Origin of the sequence: Moorella naiadis (nom. illeg.) (assembly GCF_051020825.1) — a bacterium.
Classification (GTDB): Bacteria; Bacillota; DSM-521; order Neomoorellales; family Neomoorellaceae; genus Neomoorella; species Neomoorella naiadis.
Genome location: NZ_JAXGFQ010000012.1, coordinates 35,553 through 57,186, shown reverse-complemented (window position 1 = coordinate 57,186; position 21,634 = coordinate 35,553). Strand labels below are relative to the sequence as shown.

The 21,634-nt window shown below is 58.8% G+C and carries 19 protein-coding genes; all 19 read right to left on the bottom strand.

The window, feature by feature from the left end; translation table 11 throughout:
• Positions 1–116 precede the first annotated feature (116 nt).
• Positions 117–1,013 carry a M50 family metallopeptidase gene (locus tag SDD30_RS09495; RefSeq protein WP_434074677.1) on the bottom strand — a complete coding sequence of 299 codons (897 nt, stop codon included), beginning with the start codon at positions 1,011–1,013 and terminating at the stop codon, positions 117–119.
• A 3-nt stretch (positions 1,014–1,016) separates the two neighbouring features.
• Positions 1,017–1,751 carry a murein hydrolase activator EnvC family protein gene (locus SDD30_RS09490; RefSeq protein WP_434074676.1) on the bottom strand — a complete coding sequence of 245 codons (735 nt, stop codon included), beginning with the start codon at positions 1,749–1,751 and terminating at the stop codon, positions 1,017–1,019.
• A gap of 236 nt (positions 1,752–1,987) precedes the next feature.
• Positions 1,988–2,605: a thiamine phosphate synthase gene (gene thiE, locus SDD30_RS09485; RefSeq protein ID WP_434074675.1), complete on the bottom strand. Its 618-nt coding sequence runs from the start codon at positions 2,603–2,605 to the stop codon at positions 1,988–1,990.
• Between the two features lie 402 nt (positions 2,606–3,007).
• Positions 3,008–4,627: a chaperonin GroEL gene (gene groL, locus SDD30_RS09480; RefSeq protein ID WP_434074674.1), complete on the bottom strand. Its 1,620-nt coding sequence runs from the start codon at positions 4,625–4,627 to the stop codon at positions 3,008–3,010.
• Between the two features lie 60 nt (positions 4,628–4,687).
• A complete protein-coding gene (gene groES, locus SDD30_RS09475) occupies positions 4,688–4,972 on the bottom strand; it encodes a co-chaperone GroES (RefSeq protein ID WP_434074673.1) in 285 nt (94 codons plus the stop codon).
• A gap of 114 nt (positions 4,973–5,086) precedes the next feature.
• Positions 5,087–6,223 carry a rod shape-determining protein RodA gene (rodA, locus tag SDD30_RS09470; protein WP_434074672.1) on the bottom strand — a complete coding sequence of 379 codons (1,137 nt, stop codon included), beginning with the start codon at positions 6,221–6,223 and terminating at the stop codon, positions 5,087–5,089.
• 129 nt (positions 6,224–6,352) lie between these two features.
• The gene (minE, locus tag SDD30_RS09465) at positions 6,353–6,646 is read right to left on the bottom strand and encodes a cell division topological specificity factor MinE (protein WP_434074671.1); all 294 of its coding nucleotides are present in this window, start codon (positions 6,644–6,646) and stop codon (positions 6,353–6,355) included.
• A gap of 18 nt (positions 6,647–6,664) precedes the next feature.
• Complete coding sequence (minD, locus tag SDD30_RS09460) at positions 6,665–7,456, bottom strand: septum site-determining protein MinD (protein ID WP_434074670.1); 792 nt, start codon at positions 7,454–7,456, stop codon at positions 6,665–6,667.
• A gap of 21 nt (positions 7,457–7,477) precedes the next feature.
• Entirely contained in the window at positions 7,478–7,927 is a 450-nt protein-coding gene (locus tag SDD30_RS09455) for a septum site-determining protein MinC (RefSeq protein ID WP_434074669.1), read from the bottom strand.
• A 145-nt stretch (positions 7,928–8,072) separates the two neighbouring features.
• Positions 8,073–10,136 carry a penicillin-binding protein 2 gene (gene mrdA / locus SDD30_RS09450; protein WP_434074668.1) on the bottom strand — a complete coding sequence of 688 codons (2,064 nt, stop codon included), beginning with the start codon at positions 10,134–10,136 and terminating at the stop codon, positions 8,073–8,075.
• Entirely contained in the window at positions 10,097–10,606 is a 510-nt protein-coding gene (gene mreD, locus SDD30_RS09445; protein WP_434074667.1) for a rod shape-determining protein MreD, read from the bottom strand. The genes mrdA and mreD overlap by 40 nt, the downstream gene beginning before the upstream one ends.
• Complete coding sequence (gene mreC / locus SDD30_RS09440) at positions 10,533–11,447, bottom strand: rod shape-determining protein MreC (protein ID WP_434074666.1); 915 nt, start codon at positions 11,445–11,447, stop codon at positions 10,533–10,535. The genes mreD and mreC overlap by 74 nt, the downstream gene beginning before the upstream one ends.
• A 15-nt stretch (positions 11,448–11,462) precedes the next feature.
• Positions 11,463–12,503: a rod shape-determining protein gene (locus SDD30_RS09435; protein WP_434074665.1), complete on the bottom strand. Its 1,041-nt coding sequence runs from the start codon at positions 12,501–12,503 to the stop codon at positions 11,463–11,465.
• A gap of 118 nt (positions 12,504–12,621) precedes the next feature.
• Positions 12,622–13,311 (bottom strand): RadC family protein, encoded by a 690-nt coding sequence (gene radC / locus SDD30_RS09430; RefSeq protein ID WP_434074664.1) that lies wholly within the window; start codon positions 13,309–13,311, stop codon positions 12,622–12,624.
• Complete coding sequence (locus SDD30_RS09425; protein ID WP_434074663.1) at positions 13,312–13,959, bottom strand: Maf family protein; 648 nt, start codon at positions 13,957–13,959, stop codon at positions 13,312–13,314.
• Entirely contained in the window at positions 13,956–14,603 is a 648-nt protein-coding gene (locus SDD30_RS09420; protein WP_434074662.1) for a redox-sensing transcriptional repressor Rex, read from the bottom strand. The genes SDD30_RS09425 and SDD30_RS09420 overlap by 4 nt, the downstream gene beginning before the upstream one ends.
• A gap of 48 nt (positions 14,604–14,651) precedes the next feature.
• Positions 14,652–15,974, bottom strand: a complete 1,323-nt coding sequence (locus SDD30_RS09415) for a bifunctional folylpolyglutamate synthase/dihydrofolate synthase (protein WP_434074661.1) — start codon at positions 15,972–15,974, stop codon at positions 14,652–14,654.
• A 422-nt stretch (positions 15,975–16,396) separates the two neighbouring features.
• Positions 16,397–19,057, bottom strand: coding sequence for a valine--tRNA ligase (locus SDD30_RS09410; protein WP_434074660.1), 2,661 nt, complete (start codon positions 19,055–19,057; stop codon positions 16,397–16,399).
• Positions 19,058–19,183: 126 nt separating this feature from the next.
• A complete protein-coding gene (gene lon / locus SDD30_RS09405; protein ID WP_434074659.1) occupies positions 19,184–21,517 on the bottom strand; it encodes an endopeptidase La in 2,334 nt (777 codons plus the stop codon).
• Positions 21,518–21,634: the final 117 nt, after the last annotated feature.

Here is a 21,634-nt window from a genome sequence, read left to right as displayed (position 1 = left end):
CAAGGTGGGGTCCCGACTGTCATATCCCCGGGAATAGTGACGCTATTACAGGCGGGAATGACGGACTGCTCTTTACCGGGGAGTAAGTATGCTTATAACGTTCGGACTACCGGATGTCAAGGCTTTTTGGGGCCTTTCAGCAGGCTGGTAAGGGTGGTACCCCTCCCGCCGGAGAGGAGTTCCTCCAGGACTTCTGTTTCGGTGACAATCCCCTCCAGCCTGCCCTTGCGGCCTACTATGGCCACCAGGTTAAAGGAACCCGGGGCAAAGGAACGCATCAACTGGCTTAAAGGCAGCTCCGGGTCGGCCACCAGCCAGAAGACCTTACCTGTCTTTAAAGGGCCGGTTTTCCTCCTTACCCCCCGTCGCCGCCAAAAGTCCTGCCAGAACATATAAGGTGCCATCTCCCCTTCCTGCCGCGCGCTGTAAAAAATAAAGAGGCCGAGGACCAGGCCCTGCAGGTCCATCAGGTGCAGGTAAAAGCCGATGCTGCTACCGGCACCCAGGAGAAGGCCCAGGGCCTGGCCAATGTAAGCGCCTTCTACCGTAGCCCGGGCCTGGCCGGCCCGCCGGGCCCGCCAGGCCCGGTAGATACGGCCGCCGTCCAGGGGCAGCCCCGGCCAGAGGTTAAAGAAAGCCAGGATCAGGTTGACCTGGCGAAAAAAAAGAAGCCAGACCGGCGGGGTCCCGGCCAGGTTAACAACCAGGGTCGCTACAGCAGCCAGAAAGAGGCTGGCTGCCGGCCCGGCCAGGGCGATCAGGGCTTCCTCCCGGGGGTGCCACCCGGCGGGCCTCTGCAGGCGGGCCACTCCACCAAAGGGGAAGAGCTCCATACTCTTAACCTGCCAGCCCAGGCGGGCGGCCGTGAGGGCGTGACAACCTTCATGGCAGGCCACGGCCGTAAAGAGCATCAGGGCCTGGGGCAGGACCCCGGCGAGAAAATAAAGGCCCAGGAGGAGCAGGAAAAAATCGTTAAGGATAAAGGTTGTCGTACCCCAGCGGCCGGCACGCATGGTTTAAATTTTTGCCGGGTTTTCCAGGTAGGGGCCCGGATCTACTGCCCGCCCGTCCTGGCGCACTTCAAAATGGAGCTGGGCCGTTTTACCCCCCGCCAGGGTAGCGATTACCGCTCCCCGGGCTACCTCTTGCCCCCTGGTAACCTTAACCCGGCCCAGGGTACCATAAACCGTCGTCAGACCCCGGCCGTGGTCAATCTCTACCACCTGCCCCAGGAGGGGATCCTGGCCCACCCGGACGACACGGCCATCTAGGGCGGCCCTGACGGTCGTCCCCCCGGGGGCCTGGATATCGATACCGTTATGAAAGTACTGCTGGCTGCCATTACTGACCTGACCATAGGGGCGGCTGATCTGCCCGGAAAGGGGCAAGGCCAGAACCGGCCGGGCGGGATTGGCCGTAACCGGGACGGCGTTACCCCGGGGCTGCAGGGCATGAAAAACCCAGCGATCATAGGCGTCCATCCACATGCTGGAGCGTACGACCCCGGCGACCACGGTGGTATAATCGGCCGCCGGGTCGGCCAGGTAGTGACGCAGGCCTACCTGTAACTGCCGGGCGCCGGGAGCATCCAGGCGAAAGAGTATGGTGATACCCAGCCACAGCAGGCCGGCTATGACCGCCTGCCGGAGCCAGCGGCGGGGCAACCGCGACGGTGGCAGGCTCCGGCCCGGCCCGGACCAGCCGCCCAGGGGTTCTCCCTTGATATCTTCCCAATCCCAGTTATCACGCACCAGACGTCCCCCCCGGACAAGCATTTTCTTTGTATATGTATATGCTTCCGTGAGGGGCGTATGACTCCCCCGAAAATAGGCTTCTCCTAAAAATGGATACGATTTACATTATCGCCGCGAGGCTGGCGGGTACAGGTCTCCAGGCTCCGGGTGCTTAAGCGAGCAAACTTAGCGCTTAGCCTTGCTCGGCGGCGGGGGTGGCAGCCTTCATGAGGCGGCCTCCAGCAAATAAGCTTCTAATACTCTAAAGGTTTCCTGTCCAGGGCTTGGCGCAGGGCGGCAACGGCAGCCGCCGGCTCCCGGGCGGCCATCACCGCCGCCATGACGGCCACCCCTCCAGCGCCGGCCGCTAGGCAGCTGGCTACCCGGGCGATGGTAATCCCGCCCAGGGCGATTACCGGTATGTCCACGCCGGCGGCAACTTCCGCCAGTGCCCCCAGCCCCCGGGGCGGGAGGCCCGCCTTGGAGGCCGTGGGAAAGATATGGCCGAAAAGGAGGTAATCGACCCCGGCTGCTGCCGCCCGCCTGGCGCCCTCGACGCTATGGACAGAAACCCCCAGGATTTTCTCCGGGCCCAGGAGCCGGCGGGCAGCGGCCGGGGGTAAGGATTTTTCGCCCAAATGGACCCCGTCGACCCCGGCAGCCAGGGCGACGTCCAGGCGATCGTTCACCAGCAAGCGCGTCCCCCCGGGTAAGACCTCTTTGATCTGCCGGGCGAGGCTATAGAGCTCGCCCGCCGGCAGATCCTTTTCCCGCAATTGCAGGTAATCGACACCTGCGAGGCCGGCAGCCAGATCGACCAGGGAACCGGATACTAACAGGTGACGGTTACTGATAACATAGAGCCGGGCCATAGTCACCCTCCCCCGCAAATATGGTTCTACCAAAAATGGCGATTGTCTGTACTCCAGCTTCTTGGGGGCTGGGGGGTACAGTCTCCAGGCTCCGATGGTTCTCGGCTAGCAAACTAAGCGCTCAGCCTTGCTCGGCGGCAGGGGTGGCTTGACTTTATCTCTTTGAATAATCACAGCGGGGAGCGAAACTCTTAGTTCCTAAACCTGCGTTACGATCCCCATCCCGTTCACCGCCGCCTCCCTGCGGCTTCGCTGAGTTTGCTTACGCCTCGAACCAAGTCGCCTTCCGCCTGTACCCGCCAGCCCCGCCCCGGAGCGGAGGTTAGCCTCCATGAGCGGCTCCTCAGCCTTGCTAAAAAGAAAAGCCAGGAACGAATCCTGGCTTTCCTAATAACTGCCGGCCTAGTAATCCATCCCGCCGCCGGGAGGCATGGCCGGGGCTTTTTCTTCCTTAGGAATCTCGGCGATGATGGCCTCAGTGGTCAGAAGCATGGCAGCGATGCTGGCTGCGTTCTGCAGGGCGCTGCGGGTGACCTTGGCCGGGTCAACGATACCAGCTTTTATCATGTCCACATACTCCTCGCTGATAGCGTCGAAGCCGATACCCGGCTTCTCGCTGCGGACCCGCTCCACAATGACCGAGCCTTCTAGACCAGCGTTGGCCGCAATTTGGCGCAAGGGTTCCTCCAGGGCGCGGCGGACAATGCGGACACCCACGGCTTCATCGCCTTCAGCCTGGATCTGATCCAGAGCCGGAATGGCATGGACCAGGGTAGCGCCACCGCCAGGGACAATACCCTCTTCCACGGCCGCCCGGGTGGCTGCCAGGGCGTCTTCGACACGGTGTTTCTTTTCCTTCAGTTCGGTTTCGGTAGCCGCACCGACACGGATGACGGCTACGCCGCCGGCCAGTTTGGCCAGGCGTTCCTGTAGTTTCTCGCGGTCATAATCAGAGTCGGTTTCTTCGATCTGCTTTTTAATCTGGGCTACCCGGCCGTCGACGGCTTCCTTCTTGCCGTAACCCTCGACGATCGTGGTCTTCTCCTTGGCAATCTTGACCTTCTTAGCCCGGCCGAGCATGTTCAGGTCGATGTTCTCCAGTTTGACTCCCAGATCCTCGGAGATAAAGGTGCCGCCGGTGAGGATGGCGATATCCTCCATCATAGCCTTGCGGCGATCGCCGAAGCCAGGGGCTTTGACGGCGGCGCAGTTCAGGGTGCCCCGCAGTTTATTGACCACCAGGGTGGCCAGGGCTTCGCCCTCAATGTCCTCAGCGATAATGACCAGCGGTTTGCCGGTACGGACTACCTTCTCCAGCAGGGGCAGCAGGTCGTTAATGGCCGAGATCTTCTTCTCATGGATAAGTAAATAGGGCTCTTCGAACTCGGCTTCCATGGCCTCAGTATTGGTGACAAAATACGGCGATACGTAGCCGCGGTCGAACTCCATACCTTCCACGACCTCGACGGTGGTGGCGGTACCCTTGGATTCCTCGACGGTAATGACGCCGTCTTTGCCCACCTTCTCCATAGCGTCGGCAATGAGTTCGCCGATTTCCTTTTCGTTGGCCGCTATGGAGGCGACATGGGCGATACTTTCCTTGGATTCTACCGGAATACTTATTTTCTTGATCTCCTCGACCACTGTCTCTACGGCGCGGTCAATACCCTTCTTGACAAAGATGGGGTTGGCGCCGGCAGCCACGTTCTTTAAGCCCTCCAGCATAATGGATTGGGCCAGGACTGTAGCGGTGGTTGTCCCATCACCGGCGACATCATTGGTCTTGGAGGCAACTTCCCGGCAGAGCTGGGCACCCATATTTTCATAGGGGTCCTTCAGCTCAATCTCTTTGGCCACCGTAACCCCGTCTTTAGTAATTACCGGGGAACCGAATTTACGCTCCAGAACTACGTTACGCCCCTTGGGGCCCAGGGTGACCTTAACTGCCTGGGCGACGGTGCTGACACCTTTTTCCAGAGAACGCCTGGCTTCGACATCAAAGGCCAGCTGTTTAGCAGCCATAGCTACTACCTCCTTTTAGCTTTAGCTCGTTAAAGATTTAGCAACCACCTTATTCTTTACTTATTCTTTAATTGCCAGGATATCGCTGTCACGGATGATCAGGTATTCCTGGCCTTCGTACTTAACCTCGGTACCGCTGTACTTGGCAAATACCACGACATCGCCTTTTTTAACTTCCGGCGTTACGCGGCTGCCATTATCCAGGATTTTGCCCGGACCGACGGCGACTACTTCCCCCTCCTGGGGTTTCTCCTTGGCGGTATCCGGTAAGACGATACCTCCCTGGGTTTTTTCCTCGCCGGATAGAACCTTGATAACTACCCGGTCGGCAAGTGGTTTGAGCATGGTAAAACTCCTCCTTTCGTAAGCTGCTGGTTTGTTAGCACTCACCGGACTCAAGTGCTAACAGCCAATTATTAATATACACAAGGGGTTACCCCTTGTCAATAGGAGTAACCCCTAAAAAAGTATTTTTTGCCGCCGAAGGTTGACATTGAGAACCAGCCCCAGGGCGAGCATGTTGGCCAACATGGCGCTGCCGCCGTAGCTGAAAAGGGGCAGGGGGATGCCTGTCACCGGCATGATGCCCGTAGTCATGCCGACGTTGACCAGGATATGAAAGGCCAGCATCGAGGCCACCCCGCCCACCAGCAGGGAGCCGAACATATCCTTGGCCTGGCCAGCGATACGAACCATGCGGTACAGGACCAGAAAGTACAGGGCGATAATCCCTACCGTTCGCACAAAACCCAGTTCCTCGCCCACCACCGAGAAGATAAAGTCCGTGTGGTGCTCGGGCAGGAAGTTCAGCTGCACCTGGGAGCCCTGGTACAGGCCCACCCCCCACCAGCCGCCGGAACCAATGGCGATCTGGGACTGGATGACGTGGTAGCCCTCCCCCATGCCCCCTTTGCCGTCATTATAGGGGTTCAAGAAGACTACCAGGCGCCGCATCTGGTAATCCTGCAAAGGCAGGTGCAGGCCAAAGTGGAAGTGGGCGAAAAGGCCCAGACCTATCAGCAGCAGGCCGCCGCCAAAGATCAAGAGCAGGAGCTTCAGGTTGGCGCCACCCACATAGAGCATGCCAAAAAGGATGGCCAGGAGTACCAGGGCTGTGCCCAGGTCGGGTTGTTTGAGAATCAAGACCAGGGGTACGGCGACATAAAGAAAGGGGACGAACAGATCCTGCCAGCGGTTGAGCCTACCCCGACGTTTATCCAAGAGACAGGCCAGGGTAATCACGGTAATGGTCTTGGCAAACTCCGAGGGTTGGAGCAGGAAAAATTTCAGGTCAATCCAGCGCTGGGCCCCCTTGGCTTCATGGCCGACCAGGGCTACCGCCGCCAGCATGAGTATATTCAAGGCATAGAGGGGCAACTGGTAGCGCTTAAGCTGGTCATAATCCACCATCAGAACACAGGCCATGGCGGCCAGGCCCAGGAGAATCCAGATAAACTGCTTTTTGACAAAGTAATTGGGATCGGGCATGACGTTGGCCGAAGCGCTCTTTAAAACCAGCAGGCCAACGGCCAGCAGGACAATGACACCGCCGACAAAATAGTAATCAAGGTTACGCCACATTCTACGGTCAAACATCAAATTCCCCCGCCTTCACCCCACCATTATATTATAGCGCCGGCATCAGGACCATAACAAAATACCACAACCCTACCGGTAAAAGGAAAATCGTAAAAAGAAATCCCCCTCCCAGAGAGGGGGATCAGCTCAAGCCTTCAGGGCCGGTTCCTGGATGGTCTTAAAGGTACGCTTGACCCGCAGGATGGGGATATTGGCCACCAGGGCCACCGCGTCATTCTCTTGGGTCAGGCTCACCTCCAGGCCATTGGTGTCAATATCCATATAATCAGAGATAACTCTAATCAGGTCGTTCTTAAGGGATTCCAGGAGGTGGGGGGAAACGCCGGCCCGGTCATGGACCAGCACCAGGCGCAACCGTTCCTTGGCCACCTTCTTACTGCTAGTTTCCCGGCCAAAAAAGCGCAGCAGAAACTCCAGCACTATGACGCGCCCCCTTCTTTAGCCCAAACCCATGAGTTTTCTCAACCGGGTCATGAAACTGCCATTCTCCCAGTTAATGAAGGGTACCTCTTCGCCTATAAGGCGCCGGGAAATATTGCGGTAAGCCTGACCGGCCCGGGAATGCCTGTCCAGGACGGCCGGTTCGCCCCGATTGGTGGAAATGACAATGTACTGGTCTTCCGGTACCACCCCAATGAGATCAATGGCCAGAATCTCCAGCATGTCCTCAATATCCATCATGTCCCCCCGGCGGACCATATCCGGCCGCAGGCGGTTGATAATCAGGCGGGGGGCTGCCATCTCCGCCGCCTCCAGCAGGCCGACGATGCGGTCGGCGTCCCGGACGGCGGCCACCTCCGGGGTCGTCACTACCAGGGCCTTTTCGGCGCCGGCAATGGCGTTCTTGAAACCCATCTCAATGCCCGCCGGGCAGTCGATAAGAACGAATTCAAACTCCTCCCGCAGCTGGGAGGTCAGATCAATCATCTGCTGGCGGCTGACGGCCGTCTTGTCCCGGGTCTGGTTGGCCGGCAAAAGGTAGAGGTTTTCCAGCCTTTTATCTTTAATCAGCGCTTGCTTTAAACGGCAGCGCCCTTCAACGACATCAATCAGGTCATAGACAATCCGGTTTTCCAGACCCATGACCACGTCCAGGTTCCTTAAACCGATATCGGTATCTACCAGGACAACTTTTTTACCCAGATTGGCCAGACCGGTACCGAGGTTGGCAGTAGTGGTTGTTTTGCCAACCCCTCCCTTACCGGAAGTGATGACGATCACTTCGCCCATGTTGTTCCTCCTCTTTCTGCGTCAGGCTTGGTTTACCCAGCGTTTCTCGTTACCGGGCTGGTACTTTTCAATAACCACAGTGGCCTCCTGCACCCGGGCCATTTCCGGTCCCCCGCCCCCGGCGTAATCGCCGTCGTCGGGAGCCCGGCTGATGTAGCCGGCAATCCGCAGCTGGGTGGGCTGCAGGCGAAAGGCCAGGACGACAGCCCCTTCATACCCCTCGGCACCGGCGTGAACTACACCCTTCAGGGTACCCATGATAATAACATGGCCGGCAGCTATTATTTCACCTCCCGGGTGCACATCCCCCATGACCACCACGTTACCGGGGCACTTAATGACCTGCCCTGAACGTACCGTGCGACAAACCAGAAAGGTATGGTTGTCCGGCCCGGGCTGGACCCTGATACCCGGTTGCGTTGCCCCCTGAGAAGTGCCTACCCCGGTTTCGCCTTCATTGGTAGAAAACACGTCCTTTTCCTCCTTAATACTAGGCGGCAAAATCCGCTTCGGCTTAGTTATTTTTCTACATCGATCAGGCAAATCCTGCCGCCACAGGAAAAAAGACGGGGCCTTTTTTCCCCGTCTTCTCAGCAAAAACAGACAGCGGTGGACATTATTCCACGGAAACACCATTAATCGGCTTATTCAGGACATCCGGCAGGTTGAAATACTGGGCCAGGACCTCTCGGGCCACCACCCCGGCGGAGTCACCGCCGTGCTTGGCGTGCTCAATAACGACCGCCACGGCCACCTGGGGGTTGTCGTAGGGGGCGAAGGCCACGAAAGTGCCGTTAGTTGTTGCTCCTGTCTGGGCGGTACCCGTCTTGGCGCCGACCTGGATATTGGGCGGAAAATCGGTAAAGAGGAAACTGGCCGTACCTTCCCGGGATTGGGTCGCCTCCAGCATGGCCCGCCGGGTCTCGGCCATTACCTGGGGTGAAACCGCTACTTTGCCGGCCACCTCCGGCTGGTACTCTTTCTTTAGGGACCCGTCGGCGCCAACAATTTTGGCCACCAGGTAGGGCCGCCAGCGGGTGCCGCCATTGGCCAGGGTGGCGATATAGTTGGCTAGCTGGATAACGGTATAGCTATTATCGCCCTGGCCCATGGCGGTGTTAAAGGTATTAAAGGGCTGCCAGTTGGTATCAAAGTTATAGTTAATCTGATACTTGGCCTTGACCGCGTTGAGTTCGCTCTGCTTTTGCTGCAGCAGCCGGTCCTTTTCGCCGGGTCCGGCTGCTGCCAGGAGGCCGGCGTATTTCTTTTCAATGGCTGCCTCTTGATTCTTGAGCCACCGGTCCCAGATTGGGGCATTGAGCTCCTTTTTCCACTGGGGCGAGGGGAGGATGCCCCGGGCCTCTCCCTGCAGGCCGACGATCCCCGTCGGTTGCCCCAGGCCAAACTCGCGCCCGACCTGATCGATCTTATCGATACCGGCCAAGTCCCCGGCCCACTGAAAGTATGTGTTACAGGAGACGGCCATGGCCCGGTTGAGGTTGACATAGCCGTGACCCGAAGGCACCCAGCAGGTGATATAGGGCGGCTTCCAGTAGTGGCCGGGATCAAAGATAGTATCTGACGGTGTGATAACGCCGGCACTCAGGGCAGCCATAGCGGTTATGGGCTTAAAAATCGAGCCCGGCGGGTAAACCCCCTGGATGGCGCGGTTGAAGAGGGGCCGCAACTGGGGGTCATTGTAGTAGCTGGCTTTTTTAGCATAGTTACCGTTAACGAAATCATTAGGGTCAATATCTGGTTTGCTGGCCATGGCCAGGACGGCCCCGGTCTTAACATCCAGAACTACGGCCGCCCCGCCCCCAGCCGCAGGATCTGTTTTTTTGGTGTTGGCGATTACCTGATCCAGGGCCTTCTCCAGGGTCTGCTGGAGCTTAAAATTAATAGTCAGCTGGACTGTGTCCCCGGGGGTAGGGGGCAGGGTTACCAGGTCGCGGACTTTACGGTTGAAGGCGTCCACTTCTACCTGTTCGGCCCCATCCTTACCTCGCAGGCCCATCTCCTGGCCGTTAATATTGCTGTACTCCAGGAAACCCTCGATACCACTCTTGCCGATTATGGCATTGGGCCGGTAGTTGTCTTCTTTATGGGCGTCCAGTTCCTCCTGGGTTATCCGGCCGACATACCCCAGGATATGACCGGCCAGGGGGCCGTTGGGGTAGTAACGCTGGGGCTCTTCAATGATATCGACCCCAGGTATCTCTTCACGGTGTTCCTCCAGCCGGGCGATTAGGGCCGCCGCCGCCGGGTCGTTGGCCGGGATTCTCTTCACCTCCGTGGGTTCGTAGCGAAAGGGATTTTTATCTATTAAATCGCTAATTGCCGCCGGGGTCAGCTCCGGGTCCCCCAGGAGGTCAGCCAGGTTATTAATGACTGTATCCTTGTTTTGCTTGGACATACTACGAATAGTAATCACATAAACCGGCTGGCTGGTAGCCAGGACCTCGCCACCGCTGGCCAGGATGTCGCCCCGCCGGGCCTCAATGGGGTTGATGCGAATCCGGTTCTCCGTCGACTGTTTGGTAAACTCCTGGGCACTGACGATCTGGAGAAAGAAAAGACGGCTGGTCAGCAGGATGAAGATAAAGATGAGGGCTGCCACATAGCCCTTAAGCCGGCGGTTTAACCATGGCTTCCAATCCTCCCTTTCCTGGTTGCCCATCTTATCCCCCCCTGATAAAAGTTATAGCCTAGCAAGGCCAGGCCGCCATCATAAAAGGCCATTGGCAGGACAATGGCCTCCAAGCCGGCCAGCATGGGATACCCTTGACCGGTGATGTAGGTCAACAAAAGCACAAGCAAACCCTGGCCGATGGTGGCGAAAAAGGCCAGGATACCGGGAACCAGCCAGTTATCCTGGTTAAGGCGATCCTTGCTTAAACCTACTAAATAACCGGTGAGCATCTTGCTCAGGGCATTGAGGCCCAGGTACTTGCCCAGGTATAAATCCTCCAGGAGGCCGTAGGCAAATCCCAGCGATGCACCCCGGGGAGCACCCTGAAGGAGGGCATAGATAGACAGGATAACTGTTAAGAGATCAGCCCTTACTCCTGCCAGTTTAATGGCCGGCAGCAGGGTTGCCTCCAGGACCAGCCCCGCCAGGCCCAGGACCAGTAACCCCAGGAACTGCATCGTTTATGCCCCCTTTGACCCCGGTGATGACCAGGACATCCTCCAGGCGATCAAAGTCTACCGCTGGAGCGATTATGGCTCGCTGCATTAAGCCGTCCGGCTCAGGCAGGGTCTTAATCACCGTCCCCAGCAATAAACCCCGGGGGAAGACACCCCCCAAGCCGGAGGTAATGACCACCTGGTTGGGCAATATCTGGGCATCCCGGGGCACGTGGACCATCTGCAGGTAACCCCGGTAATCCGGGCTGCCTTCCACTATCCCCGGGGTACGGGTGACCTGGATCATGCCCCCAATAGCCCCTTCCCGGTCCAGGATCAACAGGACCTCGGCCGTCCGGGGGGAAACGGCGATAATCCGGCCCACCACCCCCTGAGAAGTAACTACTACCTGGTCCTTTTTCAGGCCGGCACTGGATCCCAACCCCAGGGTGATGGTATGATACCAGTTATTAGGGTTGCGGCCGATGACCGGGGCGGCCGTAAAAGTAAAGGCCTGCTGGTTGGCTGTCTTATAATCCAGGAGGGCCCGCAGGCGGTTATTCTCCTGGCGGTACTCCTCCATCTGCACCGTTGCCGCTTGCAGTTCAGCAACTTGCTGCTGCAGCGCCTGGTTTTCGGCCTGCAGATGACCGTAATCCTTGACTGCCGCCAGCCAGCCCGTTCCCTTGTTGACAACCAGGGTGATGCCCCGTTCCGCCGGGGCCAGAGCGTCCCGGAGGCTGCCTTCGAGGAAGGTCAGGCGACTCCTCTCCAGGGCCGACCAGCGCATAATAGCTATCAGACCGGCTACCGCCAGCACCAGGATCAACGGGGCAACGAGCTTCCGCCACCGACGGCTCAAAGCTCCTCACTCCCTCTAACCCGAGCGCCGTGCCGGCAAAAGCACCCGTTTCAGGACTTCAATGTTCTCCAGGACCTTCCCCGTGCCTACAGCCACCGCCGTCAGGGGATCCTCAGCCATATTTACGGGCATGCCGGTTTCCTGGCTCACCAGGCGATCCAGACCCCACAGGAGGGACCCGCCCCCGGCCAGGACAATACCCCGGTCCATCAGGTCGGCCGCCAGCTCCGGGGGCGTCCGTTCCAGGCAAACCTTAATGGCCTCCAGGATGGCGGCTACCGGTTCCGATAGGGCCTCCTTAATCTCCATAGCTGTGATCTCGATGGTTTTAGGCAGGCCAGTAACCAGGTCCCGGCCGCGGACGGCATAGGTTCGCTGCTGGCGTTCCTGGTCTTCATCGGTGTCGCCGAAATAAGCCGCGCCCAGCTCAATCTTGATTTCCTCCGCCGTCCGCTCGCCAATCATCAGGTTATAGGTGCGCTTGATATACTGGGTGATGGCCTCGTCCATCTCGTCACCACCAATGCGGATGGAACGGCTGGTGACGATGCCGCCCAGGGAAATTACCGCGACCTCCGTGGTACCACCACCGATGTCAACGATCATGTTACCAGTAGGTTCATAAACCGGCAGGCCGGCACCAATGGCCGCCGCCATGGGCTCTTCAATAAGGTAGGCCTCTTTGGCCCCGGCCTGGAGGGCTGCTTCCCGAACAGCTCGTTCCTCCACCGCCGTCACCCCCGAAGGGACCCCCACGACTACTCGCGGCCGCACCAGGAAACCCTTGGGTATGGCTTTCTCGATAAAATAGCGTAACATGCTCTGGGTAACGTCAAAATCGGCAATGACGCCGTCTTTCAGCGGCCGAATAGCCACAATATTACCCGGCGTCCGGCCGATCATCCGCTTGGCTTCCTCGCCAACGGCCATGACATTGCCGGTTCCCCGCTGGATGGCCACCACCGACGGTTCCCGCAGGATTATGCCTTTGTTGCGGACATGAACCAGGGTATTGGCCGTACCCAGGTCGATCCCTAGGTCTCGAGCGAAGATCATAACCTTAGCTCCTTCCTGGTTAACTCGTGCCCATTATAGTATAGGGTTAACTGCAGGGCAAGAGGTTATGTTTACCTGTAGATTAAATAAAAAAATGTCGAAGCAGGGCAGCTATACATTAAAGTAAATTTCGTTCCTTCAGGCTGGTAAAGCGTCCGTCGCCGATAATTAAATGATCCAGGACTTCAATCCCCAGGATCCGCCCGGCCTCAACCAGGCGCCGGGTGACGTTGATATCTTCCTGGCTGGGGGTGGCGTCGCCGCTGGGGTGGTTATGGGCCAGGATAACGGCCGCCGCGCTGCGCCGGATGGGATCCTTAAAAACCTCCCGGGGATGGGCCAGGGAGGAGTTCAGGCTCCCCACCGAGACGTTATCAATCCCTAGGACCTGGTTTTTGGTATTCAAAGAAACGGTGCGGAAATTCTCCCGGTCCAGGTAGCGCATCTCCTCCAGGAGGAGCCCGGCGACATCCTGAGGATTGCGGATCACCGTGCGTGCCAGGTTGAAGGCAGCTAGGCGCCGGCCCAGTTCCAGGGCGGCTTTCAGTTCCGCCGCCTTGGCTAGGCCGATCCCTTTTTGCTCCTGCAGCTCTTCCAGGGTAGCCCCAGCCAGGTACTGCAGGCCCTCGGGCCCGGAAAGGAGGCGACGGGCAACATCCAAGGCCGATTCGGTCCTGGTCCCGGTCCGCAGGAGGATGGCCAGGAGTTCGGCATTAGACAGGGCCTGGACCCCGGCAGTTAAAAGCCTCTCCCGGGGCCGTAGTTCGGCAGGTAATTCTTTGATGGTGACCCCCGGTTCTCCAGTCATCTATAATCTCCCCCAAACATCCACTCCGAATGCAGCCAGCAGCTCTTCCACCTTGACCAGGGGCAGGCCGACGACATTGAAATAGTCACCCTGGATCCCTGCCACCAGCAGGGCGCCGCGGCCCTGGATGCCATAAGCGCCGGCTTTATCCAGGGGTTCCCCGGTAGCTACATAGGCGGCAATCTGGTCCGGGGTCAGGCGGCGAAAGGTGACTGCCGTCCGGGCATGGGTCACCCGCGCCTCTTCCCCAGGGACGCGGACAACCGCCACGCCGGTATAGACGTTATGGCGGCGGCCACTTAAAAAGGTTAGCATAGCTGCGGCATCCGCCGGCGAAGCCGGTTTTCCCAGGACCTGGCCCTGGCAGACCACCAGGGTATCGGCCCCCAGGATCAAGGTGCCGATCGGTGTATCCGGCACCGCCCGGGTCTTAACCTGGCCGCCGGCAGTCTTTAAGCTGGGCGCCATCACTTCAGCAGCCGCGGCCCGGGCCTTGGCCAGGGCCAGGGCTTCCACCCTGGTCCCGGGTGGTAAGTCCCGGTAACGTTCCTCATTAATCCGGCTGGGCCGGACGTCAAACTTTAAACCGATCCGGCCCAGGAGCTCCTGCCGCCGCGGCGAAGCTGAAGCCAGAATCAAATTGCTCATCTGCCGGCCTTCATGGCCCGGCGAAAGGCCAGATTAAAGGTTAGTATCTCTAGATTTACTGAGAGATCGACGTTCCGGAGCTCAATTTGTTCTGGGAGGTTCAACACCCGCGGGGCGAAGTTCAGGACACCCTGGATACTAGTACCGGCCAGCAGGTCGGCGACCTCCTGGGCGTGTTCCGCCGGGACGGTAATAATAGCGATCTGCGCTTTTTCCCACTCAATTATTTCCTGCAGGCGCTCCATGGGATAGACCTCGACCCCATTCAAGCGGTAGCCGATCTTATGGGGGGCGTTGTCAAAGATACCTACTATTTTAAATCCCCGCTCGCGAAACCCGCCGTACATGGAAAGGGCTGTACCCAGATTACCGGCGCCGATGATGACCACCGACCAGGTAGTATTGAGACCAAGGATCTTAATAATATGCCAGTAGAGGTCCTTAACGTTATAACCTACACCCCGAGTGCCGAATTCGCCAAAGTAGGCTAGGTCCTTACGGACCTGGGCCGGGCTGACGCCGACCCCCTCGGCGATTTCACCCGAGGAGATGGTGGCCACACCGCGGCGGTCCACCTGGGCCAGGTAGCGGGAATAAACCGACAACCGGGTAATAGTCGCCTCGGGAATCTTTAAGGTTTTCACCTGGTCTGCCCCCTTATAACTCAATACTTCTTTCACAAGACATATTCGCTACCGCCCCGGAAATTCCTCCTTTTGCAAGCTCTTCAGCCATTCCCTGGCGTCTGCTACCATGTACAAAGAACCGGTAATGCAGATCAGGTCGGACGTCCCGGCAAGGGTCAGGGCCCTTTTAATGGCCGCAGGGATAGCCTCGATAACCTCGACTGCCCCGACGTAGTTCCCGATACTATCGGCCAGGGACTGCCAGTTCCCGGCCCGGGGATTATTGGGCCGGGTAACCACTACGGCTGCGGCCAAGGGGGCCAGCTCGGCCACCACCCGCTCCCGCTCTTTATCCGCCAGCATCCCTAGGACCAGGATCAGGCGTTGATAGTGAAAGAGCTCTTCCAGTGCCCGGCGCAGGCAGACGGCCCCGTCATAGTTATGGGCCCCGTCAATAATAATCATAGGCTCGCGGGACATGATCTCCAGGCGCGCCGGCCAGGAGGCGGCGGCCAGCCCCCGGCGCAGGTGATCGGGGCTCACCTGCAGGCCATGGTGGCGGACGGCGGCCTCGACGGTAGCCACCGCCGTAGCGGCATTCTCTAGCTGGTGCCGCCCCAGGAGGGGTACCCTGAGGTCCGTATACTCAGCCAGCAGGCCCCGGCAGTCAAACTCGCCCCCGGCCAGAGATACCCGGCGCTCCCGCCAGGTGACATCCCGGCCGACCTGATAGAGGATGGCCTCCTTTTCCCGGCAGGTACGGCCGATAACCTCCAGGGCCACCGGTCGCCGGGAGGCCGTCACCACGATCCCCTGATCTTTGATAATACCGGCCTTGACGGCGGCGATTTCGGCTATAGTATTCCCTAAATACTGCATGTGATCCATACCGACGTTGGTAATCACGCTCACCAGGGATATGGGGATGACATTGGTGGAATCGATGGCTCCCCCCAGGCCGACTTCCAGGACTACCAGGTCTACCCCTTCGTCGGCAAAATACTTCAGGGCTACGGCAGTGCCGACCTCAAACTCCGTCGGGTGCTCGTAGCCCTCGGCTACCATAGATGTCAGCAGGGGCTTGAACCAGGTAAGGAGGGCCGCCAGGTCCTCTTCGGGGATGTTCTGGCCGTTAATGCGGATGCGTTCGGTATAGGAATGGAGGTGGGGCGAGGTAAAGAGCCCCACCCGATAGCCGGCGGCCTGCAGGATACTGGCCACCATGGCCGCTACCGAACCCTTGCCGTTGGTGCCGCCGATATGGATAAAGCGCAGGCATTTCTGGGGTGAACCGGAGCGGCGCATGAGTTCCTGGATCCGCCCCAGGCCCAGGTTAAAGCCGAATTTGGTTAGTTGCCGTAAAAACTCAAGGGATTCCCGGTAGTTCACCCGTTTTTCCTCCGAATATAGACTTCTACCAAAAATGGTGTCTTTTGTTGGGATATAGCTACTTCTGGGGGTGAGGCAGGTTCCCTCCAGGCGCTGGTTGCGCCCTTATACAAGGACTTCGCTTCGCCAGCCCCGGGCGCGGCCAAACTCGACCCTGCGGGCCGCAAATAGGTGGCCGCGCTGTTTCCTCGGCCTGCTCCGCTCTTGATACTTAAGGCGCAAAGGCGCCTCCGGGAACCTGCCTCACCCTCTGTCACAAACACTACGTTACGATCCCCATCCCGTTCACCGCCGCCGAGGCTATCGGCTTCGCGCAAAGTTTTACGTTTCAAACCAAGTCGCCCTCTGCTTGTACCCACCAGCCCCTTAACTCAACCTGCATTTTCGTAATCGCTGGCGAGGCATCAGTTCGTGAGGGACTTCTAACTCTTGAGGTAGCTCAAGCGCTGGCTTAGAGCCGCCATAGTGGCCTTTAATTCTGCTGCTTTAGCCTCTTCTTTGGCGACGATGGCTGCCGGCGCCTTGGTCCGGAAGTCGGCCCGGGCCAGCTTTTTCTCCACCTGCTCCAGGTCGGCCCGCACGTGCTGGAGTTCCTTTTCCAGGCGGGCCTGTTCCTTTTCCAGGTCAATGAGGCCGGCCAGGGGTAAATAGACCTGCACCCCGGCGGTAATGGCCGTCGCCGCCCCGGAAGGGGGCTGGGCCAGGGCGGCTACTACCTGCACCTGGCCGGCGGCGGCCAGGTTGGCCAGGTAACCGGTGCCCTGCCGCAGGATCTCCCTATCTGCCGGGTCGGCCGCCACCAGGATGACCTCCGCCTTCCGGCCGGGGGGGACGTTCATCTCGCTGCGTAGGGTACGTACCGCCCGGATGACAGCCATGACGAGTTCCATTTTCTCCCTGGCAGCGGCATCATCATACTCCGGTACGGGCCGGGGCCAGGAACTGATCATAATACTCTCCCGCTCCCCGGGCAGGTGCTGCCACATCTCCTCGGTGATAAAGGGCATAAAGGGGTGCAGCAGTTGGAGGCTGCGGCCCAGGACCGTCACCAGCACCCCCTGGGCCACCTGCCGTTCACTGCAGTCCTGGCCATAGAGGCGCGGCTTGATGAGTTCAATATACCAGTCGCACAACTCGCCCCAGAAAAACTCGTAGAGGAGCCGAGCCACCTCGCCGATTTCGTAGGCTTCCAGGCCGGTATTGACCTCCCGGATCAGCTGGTTTAAACGGGTAAGGATCCAGCCATCGGCCAGGGTGAAGTCCGCCGGCCGGAGGGGCGCCGGTTGGTAGTCCTCCAGGTTCATCAGGGCAAAGCGGGCGGCATTCCAGATCTTATTGGCAAAGTTCCGGGTGCCTTCCAGGCGCTCGGGATGGAAGCGCAAGTCGTTCCCCGGCGTATTGCCGGTGACCAGCATCAGGCGCAGGGTGTCAGCGCCGTAATCCTTGATGACCTCCATGGGATCAATGCCGTTACCCAGGGATTTGCTCATCTTGCGCCCCTGGGCGTCCAGGATGAGGCCGTGGATGAGGACCTCCCGGAAGGGTACGTCACCCATGAACTCCAGACCCATGAAGAGCATGCGGGCCACCCAGAAGAAGATGATATCGCGGCCAGTCACCAGCACCGAAGTGGGGTAAAAGGCCGCCAGTTCCGGCGTCTTTTCCGGCCAGCCCAGGGTGGAGAAGGGCCAGAGGGCGGAACTGAACCAGGTATCCAGGACGTCAGGATCCTGCTCCAGAGCCGTGCTGCCGCAGGCCGGGCATTCCACCGGATCCTCCCGGGTGCAGATCTCCTCGCCGCACTGCTGGCAGTACCAGACAGGAATGCGGTGGCCCCACCACAGCTGGCGGGAGATACACCAGTCACGGATATTCTCCAGCCAGTTAAGATAGATCCTAGTAAAACGCTCGGGAACGAAACGCACCCGGCCCTCTTTGGCCGCCTGGATGGCCGGGGCGGCCAGGGGAGCCATGCGGACAAACCACTGGGGTGAAACCAGGGGCTCAATGGTCGTCCCGCAGCGGTAGCAGTGGCCCACGGCATGGGTATGTTCTTCCACCTTAACCAGGAAACCAGCTGCCTGCAGGTCGTCCACCAGCTGGCCGCGGCAGGCATAGCGCTCCATGCCGGCATATAGCCCGGCTTCCTCTGTCATCACCGCCTCTTTACTAATAACGGTAATCGACGGCAGGTTATGGCGGGTAGCAACCTCAAAGTCATGGGGGTCGTGGGCCGGGGTAATCTTCACCGCCCCAGTACCAAAGGTAGGATCCACATACTCGTCGGCAATGACGGGGATCTCCCGGTTGACCAGGGGCAGGACCAGGGTTTTACCAACGACCTCCCGGTAGCGGTCATCGGCAGGGTTGACGGCTACGGCTGTATCTCCCAGCATGGTCTCGGGTCTGGTGGTGGCGATGGTTATGCCACCGCTGCCGTCTTTAAAGGGATAACGGATATACCAGAGGTGGCCGGTCTCCTCCTCATGTTCGACTTCGATATCGGAGATGGTGGTCCGGCAGCGGGGACACCAGTTGATGATGTAGCTGCCCCGGTAAATAAGGCCCTTTTCATAGAGACGGACAAAAACCTCGCGCACCGCCCGGGAACAACCCTCGTCCATGGTAAAGCGCTCCCGGCTCCAGTCGCAGGAAGAGCCCAGGAGTCGCAGTTGGCTGGTAATGCGGTTACCGTACTGGTGCTTCCAATCCCAGACTCGCTCCAGGAATCGCTCCCGGCCCAGGTCATACTTACTTAAGCCTTCTTTAGCCAGTTCTTCTTCTACCCTTGCCTGGGTAGCTATGCCGGCGTGGTCGGTGCCCGGCACCCACAGGGTGGCGTCGCCGCGCATCCGGTGCCAGCGGGTGAGAATATCCTGCAGGGTGTTATCCAGGGCATGGCCCAGGTGCAAGCTACCCGTAACGTTGGGGGGCGGCATGACTATACTAAAGGCCGGCTGGCCCTTTGCCGGCAGGGGACCCCGGAAGTAGCCCTTTTCCGTCCAGTAACGGTACCACTTTTCTTCGACGTCCTCAGGATCATAGACCTTATCCAGCGTAGCCAACACAAACTGCCTCCTCATCCTTATTACAAAAAACCCCCGTCCGCCCGGACGGACGAGGGGTTAAGCGCCGCCTTGACCATGCTGTACGGTATTATCTTACCGATTTCCAGGTCTTGCTGTCAAGGGCTGTCTAAAAATATAGCTCTAAGCGGTTTCCTGGCGGCCGTCAGGGTTGCCGGTAACCATGGCTTCTTTTAGGACTTCGTCCATATGGTCGACCAGGATGAACTTCATCTTGCGTTTGATGTTGGCCGGGATGTCTTCCAGGTTCTTTTCATTCTCCCGGGGCAAGATGACGGTCTTGATTCCTTCCCGGTGGGCCGCCAGGATCTTTTCTTTAATGCCTCCTACCGGTAATACCCGTCCCCGGAGGGTAATCTCCCCGGTCATGGCCAGGTCACTGCGCACCGGTACCCCCTTCAGGGCCGAGGCCATGGCCGTGGCCATGGTAATCCCCGCCGAGGGTCCGTCCTTGGGGATAGCTCCCTCGGGGACGTGGATGTGCAGGTCATGCTTCTCGTGAAAGTCATCCTCCAGGCCCAGCTCAGCGGCCCGGGAGCGCAGGTAGCTGAAACCGGCGTAGGCGGATTCCTTCATCACGTCCCCTAGTTTACCTGTCAGGGTGAGGTTGCCCTTCCCCTTCAGGATGGAAACCTCGACATTCAGGACCTCGCCGCCGACCTCCGTCCAGGCCAGGCCATTGGCCACGCCTACCATTTCATTACCTACGGCCTCGGTGTGGTGGTAACGGGGGATGCCCAAGTATTGCTCGATATTGTTGGCCGTCACTTTGACAGCCTTCGTCTTACCACTGACGATATCCCGGGCCGTCTTGCGACAGATAGTGGCGATTTCCCGTTCCAGGTTGCGGACGCCGGCCTCCCGGGTATACTCCCGGACAATCCGCCGCAGGGCGTTCTCCGATACCTCCAGTTGCTGCTTCTTGAGGCCGTGTTCCTGGAGCTGCTTGGACAGCAGGTGCAGCTCGGCAATCTTGACTTTTTCTTCCTCGGTATAGCCGGGGATGCGGATAACCTCCATCCGGTCCAGCAGGGGCCGGGGAATGGAATATTCAACGTTGGCGGTAGTAATAAACATTACCCTGGAGAGATCAAAGGGAGCTTCAATATAGTGATCACTGAACATATAGTTTTGTTCCGGGTCCAGGACCTCTAGCAGGGCCGAGGCAGGATCGCCCCGGAAGTCGCTGCTCAATTTGTCAATCTCATCTAATAAAAAGACCGGATTCTTTGTGCCCACCTGTTTCATACCCTGGATAATGCGACCCGGCAGGGCGCCGACATAGGTGCGCCGGTGACCGCGGATTTCGGCTTCATCACGGGTGCCGCCCAGGGAGATACGCACAAACTTGCGCTGCAGGGCCCGGGCAATGGATTTGGCCAGGGAGGTCTTACCGACACCGGGGGGGCCGACGAAACAAAGGATAGGGCCCTTCATTTTTTTAGCCAGCTGGCGGATGGCCAGGTACTCCAGGATGCGGTCCTTGACCTCTTTTAAGCCGTAGTGATCCTCATCCAGGATAACCTCGGCCGCCTTGATATCCAGGCGATCCCGGGTCTGCTTGTGCCAGGGCAGGGATAGGAGCCAATCCAGGTAGGTGCGGACGACGGTTATCTCGGCGACCATGGGCGGCATTTTTTCCAGCCGTTCAACCTCTTTCAGAGCGCGTTCCTGGACTTCTTTGGGCAACCTGGCTTTGGCGATGCGCTGTCGTAGTTCTTCGGCCTCGGCCACCCGATCATCTTTGTCGCCCAGTTCCTTCTGGATGGCCTTGATCTGCTCGCGCAGGTAATATTCCTTCTGGGCCTTCTCCATCTGCTTGCGCACCCGCAGGCCGATCTTTCGCTCCAGCTCCAGGATCTCCTTTTCCTTAGCCAGGATGTCACACAGGATATTTAGCCTTCTTTTGATATCTACAGCCTCCAGGACGGCCTGTTTATCAGTCAGCTTGAGGTTCAAATGGGAGGCCACCACATCGGCCAGGCGGCCGGGTTCTTCCAGGCTAACCACGGCCACCACCGTTTCCGGGGGGATTTTTTTGGCCATCTTAACATAGGTTTCAAACTCGTCCACCAGGCAGCGCATCAGGGCCTCAATCTCGGGGGAAGTCGCCGTAGGCTCCGGGGCCTCTTCGACTTCCACCTTGAGGAAGGGGTCATGGCTGACATACTGCTGGATCTCACCCCGGCGGATACCTTCCACCAGGATCCTGATGGTTCCTCCAGGTAATTTCAATAATTGTTTAATCTCCGCGATGGTGCCGGTGGTATAGATATCGTTTTCGCCGGGATCGTCGTCCTGGGCTTCTTTCTGCATGGCCAGGAAGATCAACCGGTCCCCAAGCATGGCCGCCTCAATGGCGCTTACCGAGCGTTCCCGCCCTACATCCAGGTGAATAACCGTGTAGGGAAAAACAATAACCCCGCGCAGGGGCAAGAGGGGCAGGGCTCGACGCAAAATTTACACCTCCAGGGTGCTCCCTATATATATCATTCTCTCCAAAGGTAATTATTCTTTTATATTCTACGCCAGGAAGATGGTTATTGCAATAGGCCAACTTCTGGCTTAGCCCTA

Excerpts from the sequence above, each read along its gene's own strand:
- rodA (WP_434074672.1), bottom strand. The coding sequence starts at position 6,223 with ATGTTTGACCGTAGAATGTGGCGTAACCTTGATTACTATTTTGTCGGC.
- SDD30_RS09435 (WP_434074665.1), bottom strand. The coding sequence starts at position 12,503 with ATGATCTTCGCTCGAGACCTAGGGATCGACCTGGGTACGGCCAATACC.
- SDD30_RS09410 (WP_434074660.1), bottom strand. The coding sequence starts at position 19,057 with ATGAGGAGGCAGTTTGTGTTGGCTACGCTGGATAAGGTCTATGATCCT.
- minD (WP_434074670.1), bottom strand. The coding sequence starts at position 7,456 with ATGGGCGAAGTGATCGTCATCACTTCCGGTAAGGGAGGGGTTGGCAAA.
- SDD30_RS09495 (WP_434074677.1), bottom strand. The coding sequence starts at position 1,013 with ATGCGTGCCGGCCGCTGGGGTACGACAACCTTTATCCTTAACGATTTT.
- thiE (WP_434074675.1), bottom strand. The coding sequence starts at position 2,605 with ATGGCCCGGCTCTATGTTATCAGTAACCGTCACCTGTTAGTATCCGGT.
- mrdA (WP_434074668.1), bottom strand. The coding sequence starts at position 10,136 with ATGGGCAACCAGGAAAGGGAGGATTGGAAGCCATGGTTAAACCGCCGG.
- radC (WP_434074664.1), bottom strand. The coding sequence starts at position 13,311 with ATGACTGGAGAACCGGGGGTCACCATCAAAGAATTACCTGCCGAACTA.
- groES (WP_434074673.1), bottom strand. The coding sequence starts at position 4,972 with ATGCTCAAACCACTTGCCGACCGGGTAGTTATCAAGGTTCTATCCGGC.
- SDD30_RS09425 (WP_434074663.1), bottom strand. The coding sequence starts at position 13,959 with ATGAGCAATTTGATTCTGGCTTCAGCTTCGCCGCGGCGGCAGGAGCTC.
- mreD (WP_434074667.1), bottom strand. The coding sequence starts at position 10,606 with ATGCAGTTCCTGGGGTTACTGGTCCTGGGCCTGGCGGGGCTGGTCCTG.
- groL (WP_434074674.1), bottom strand. The coding sequence starts at position 4,627 with ATGGCTGCTAAACAGCTGGCCTTTGATGTCGAAGCCAGGCGTTCTCTG.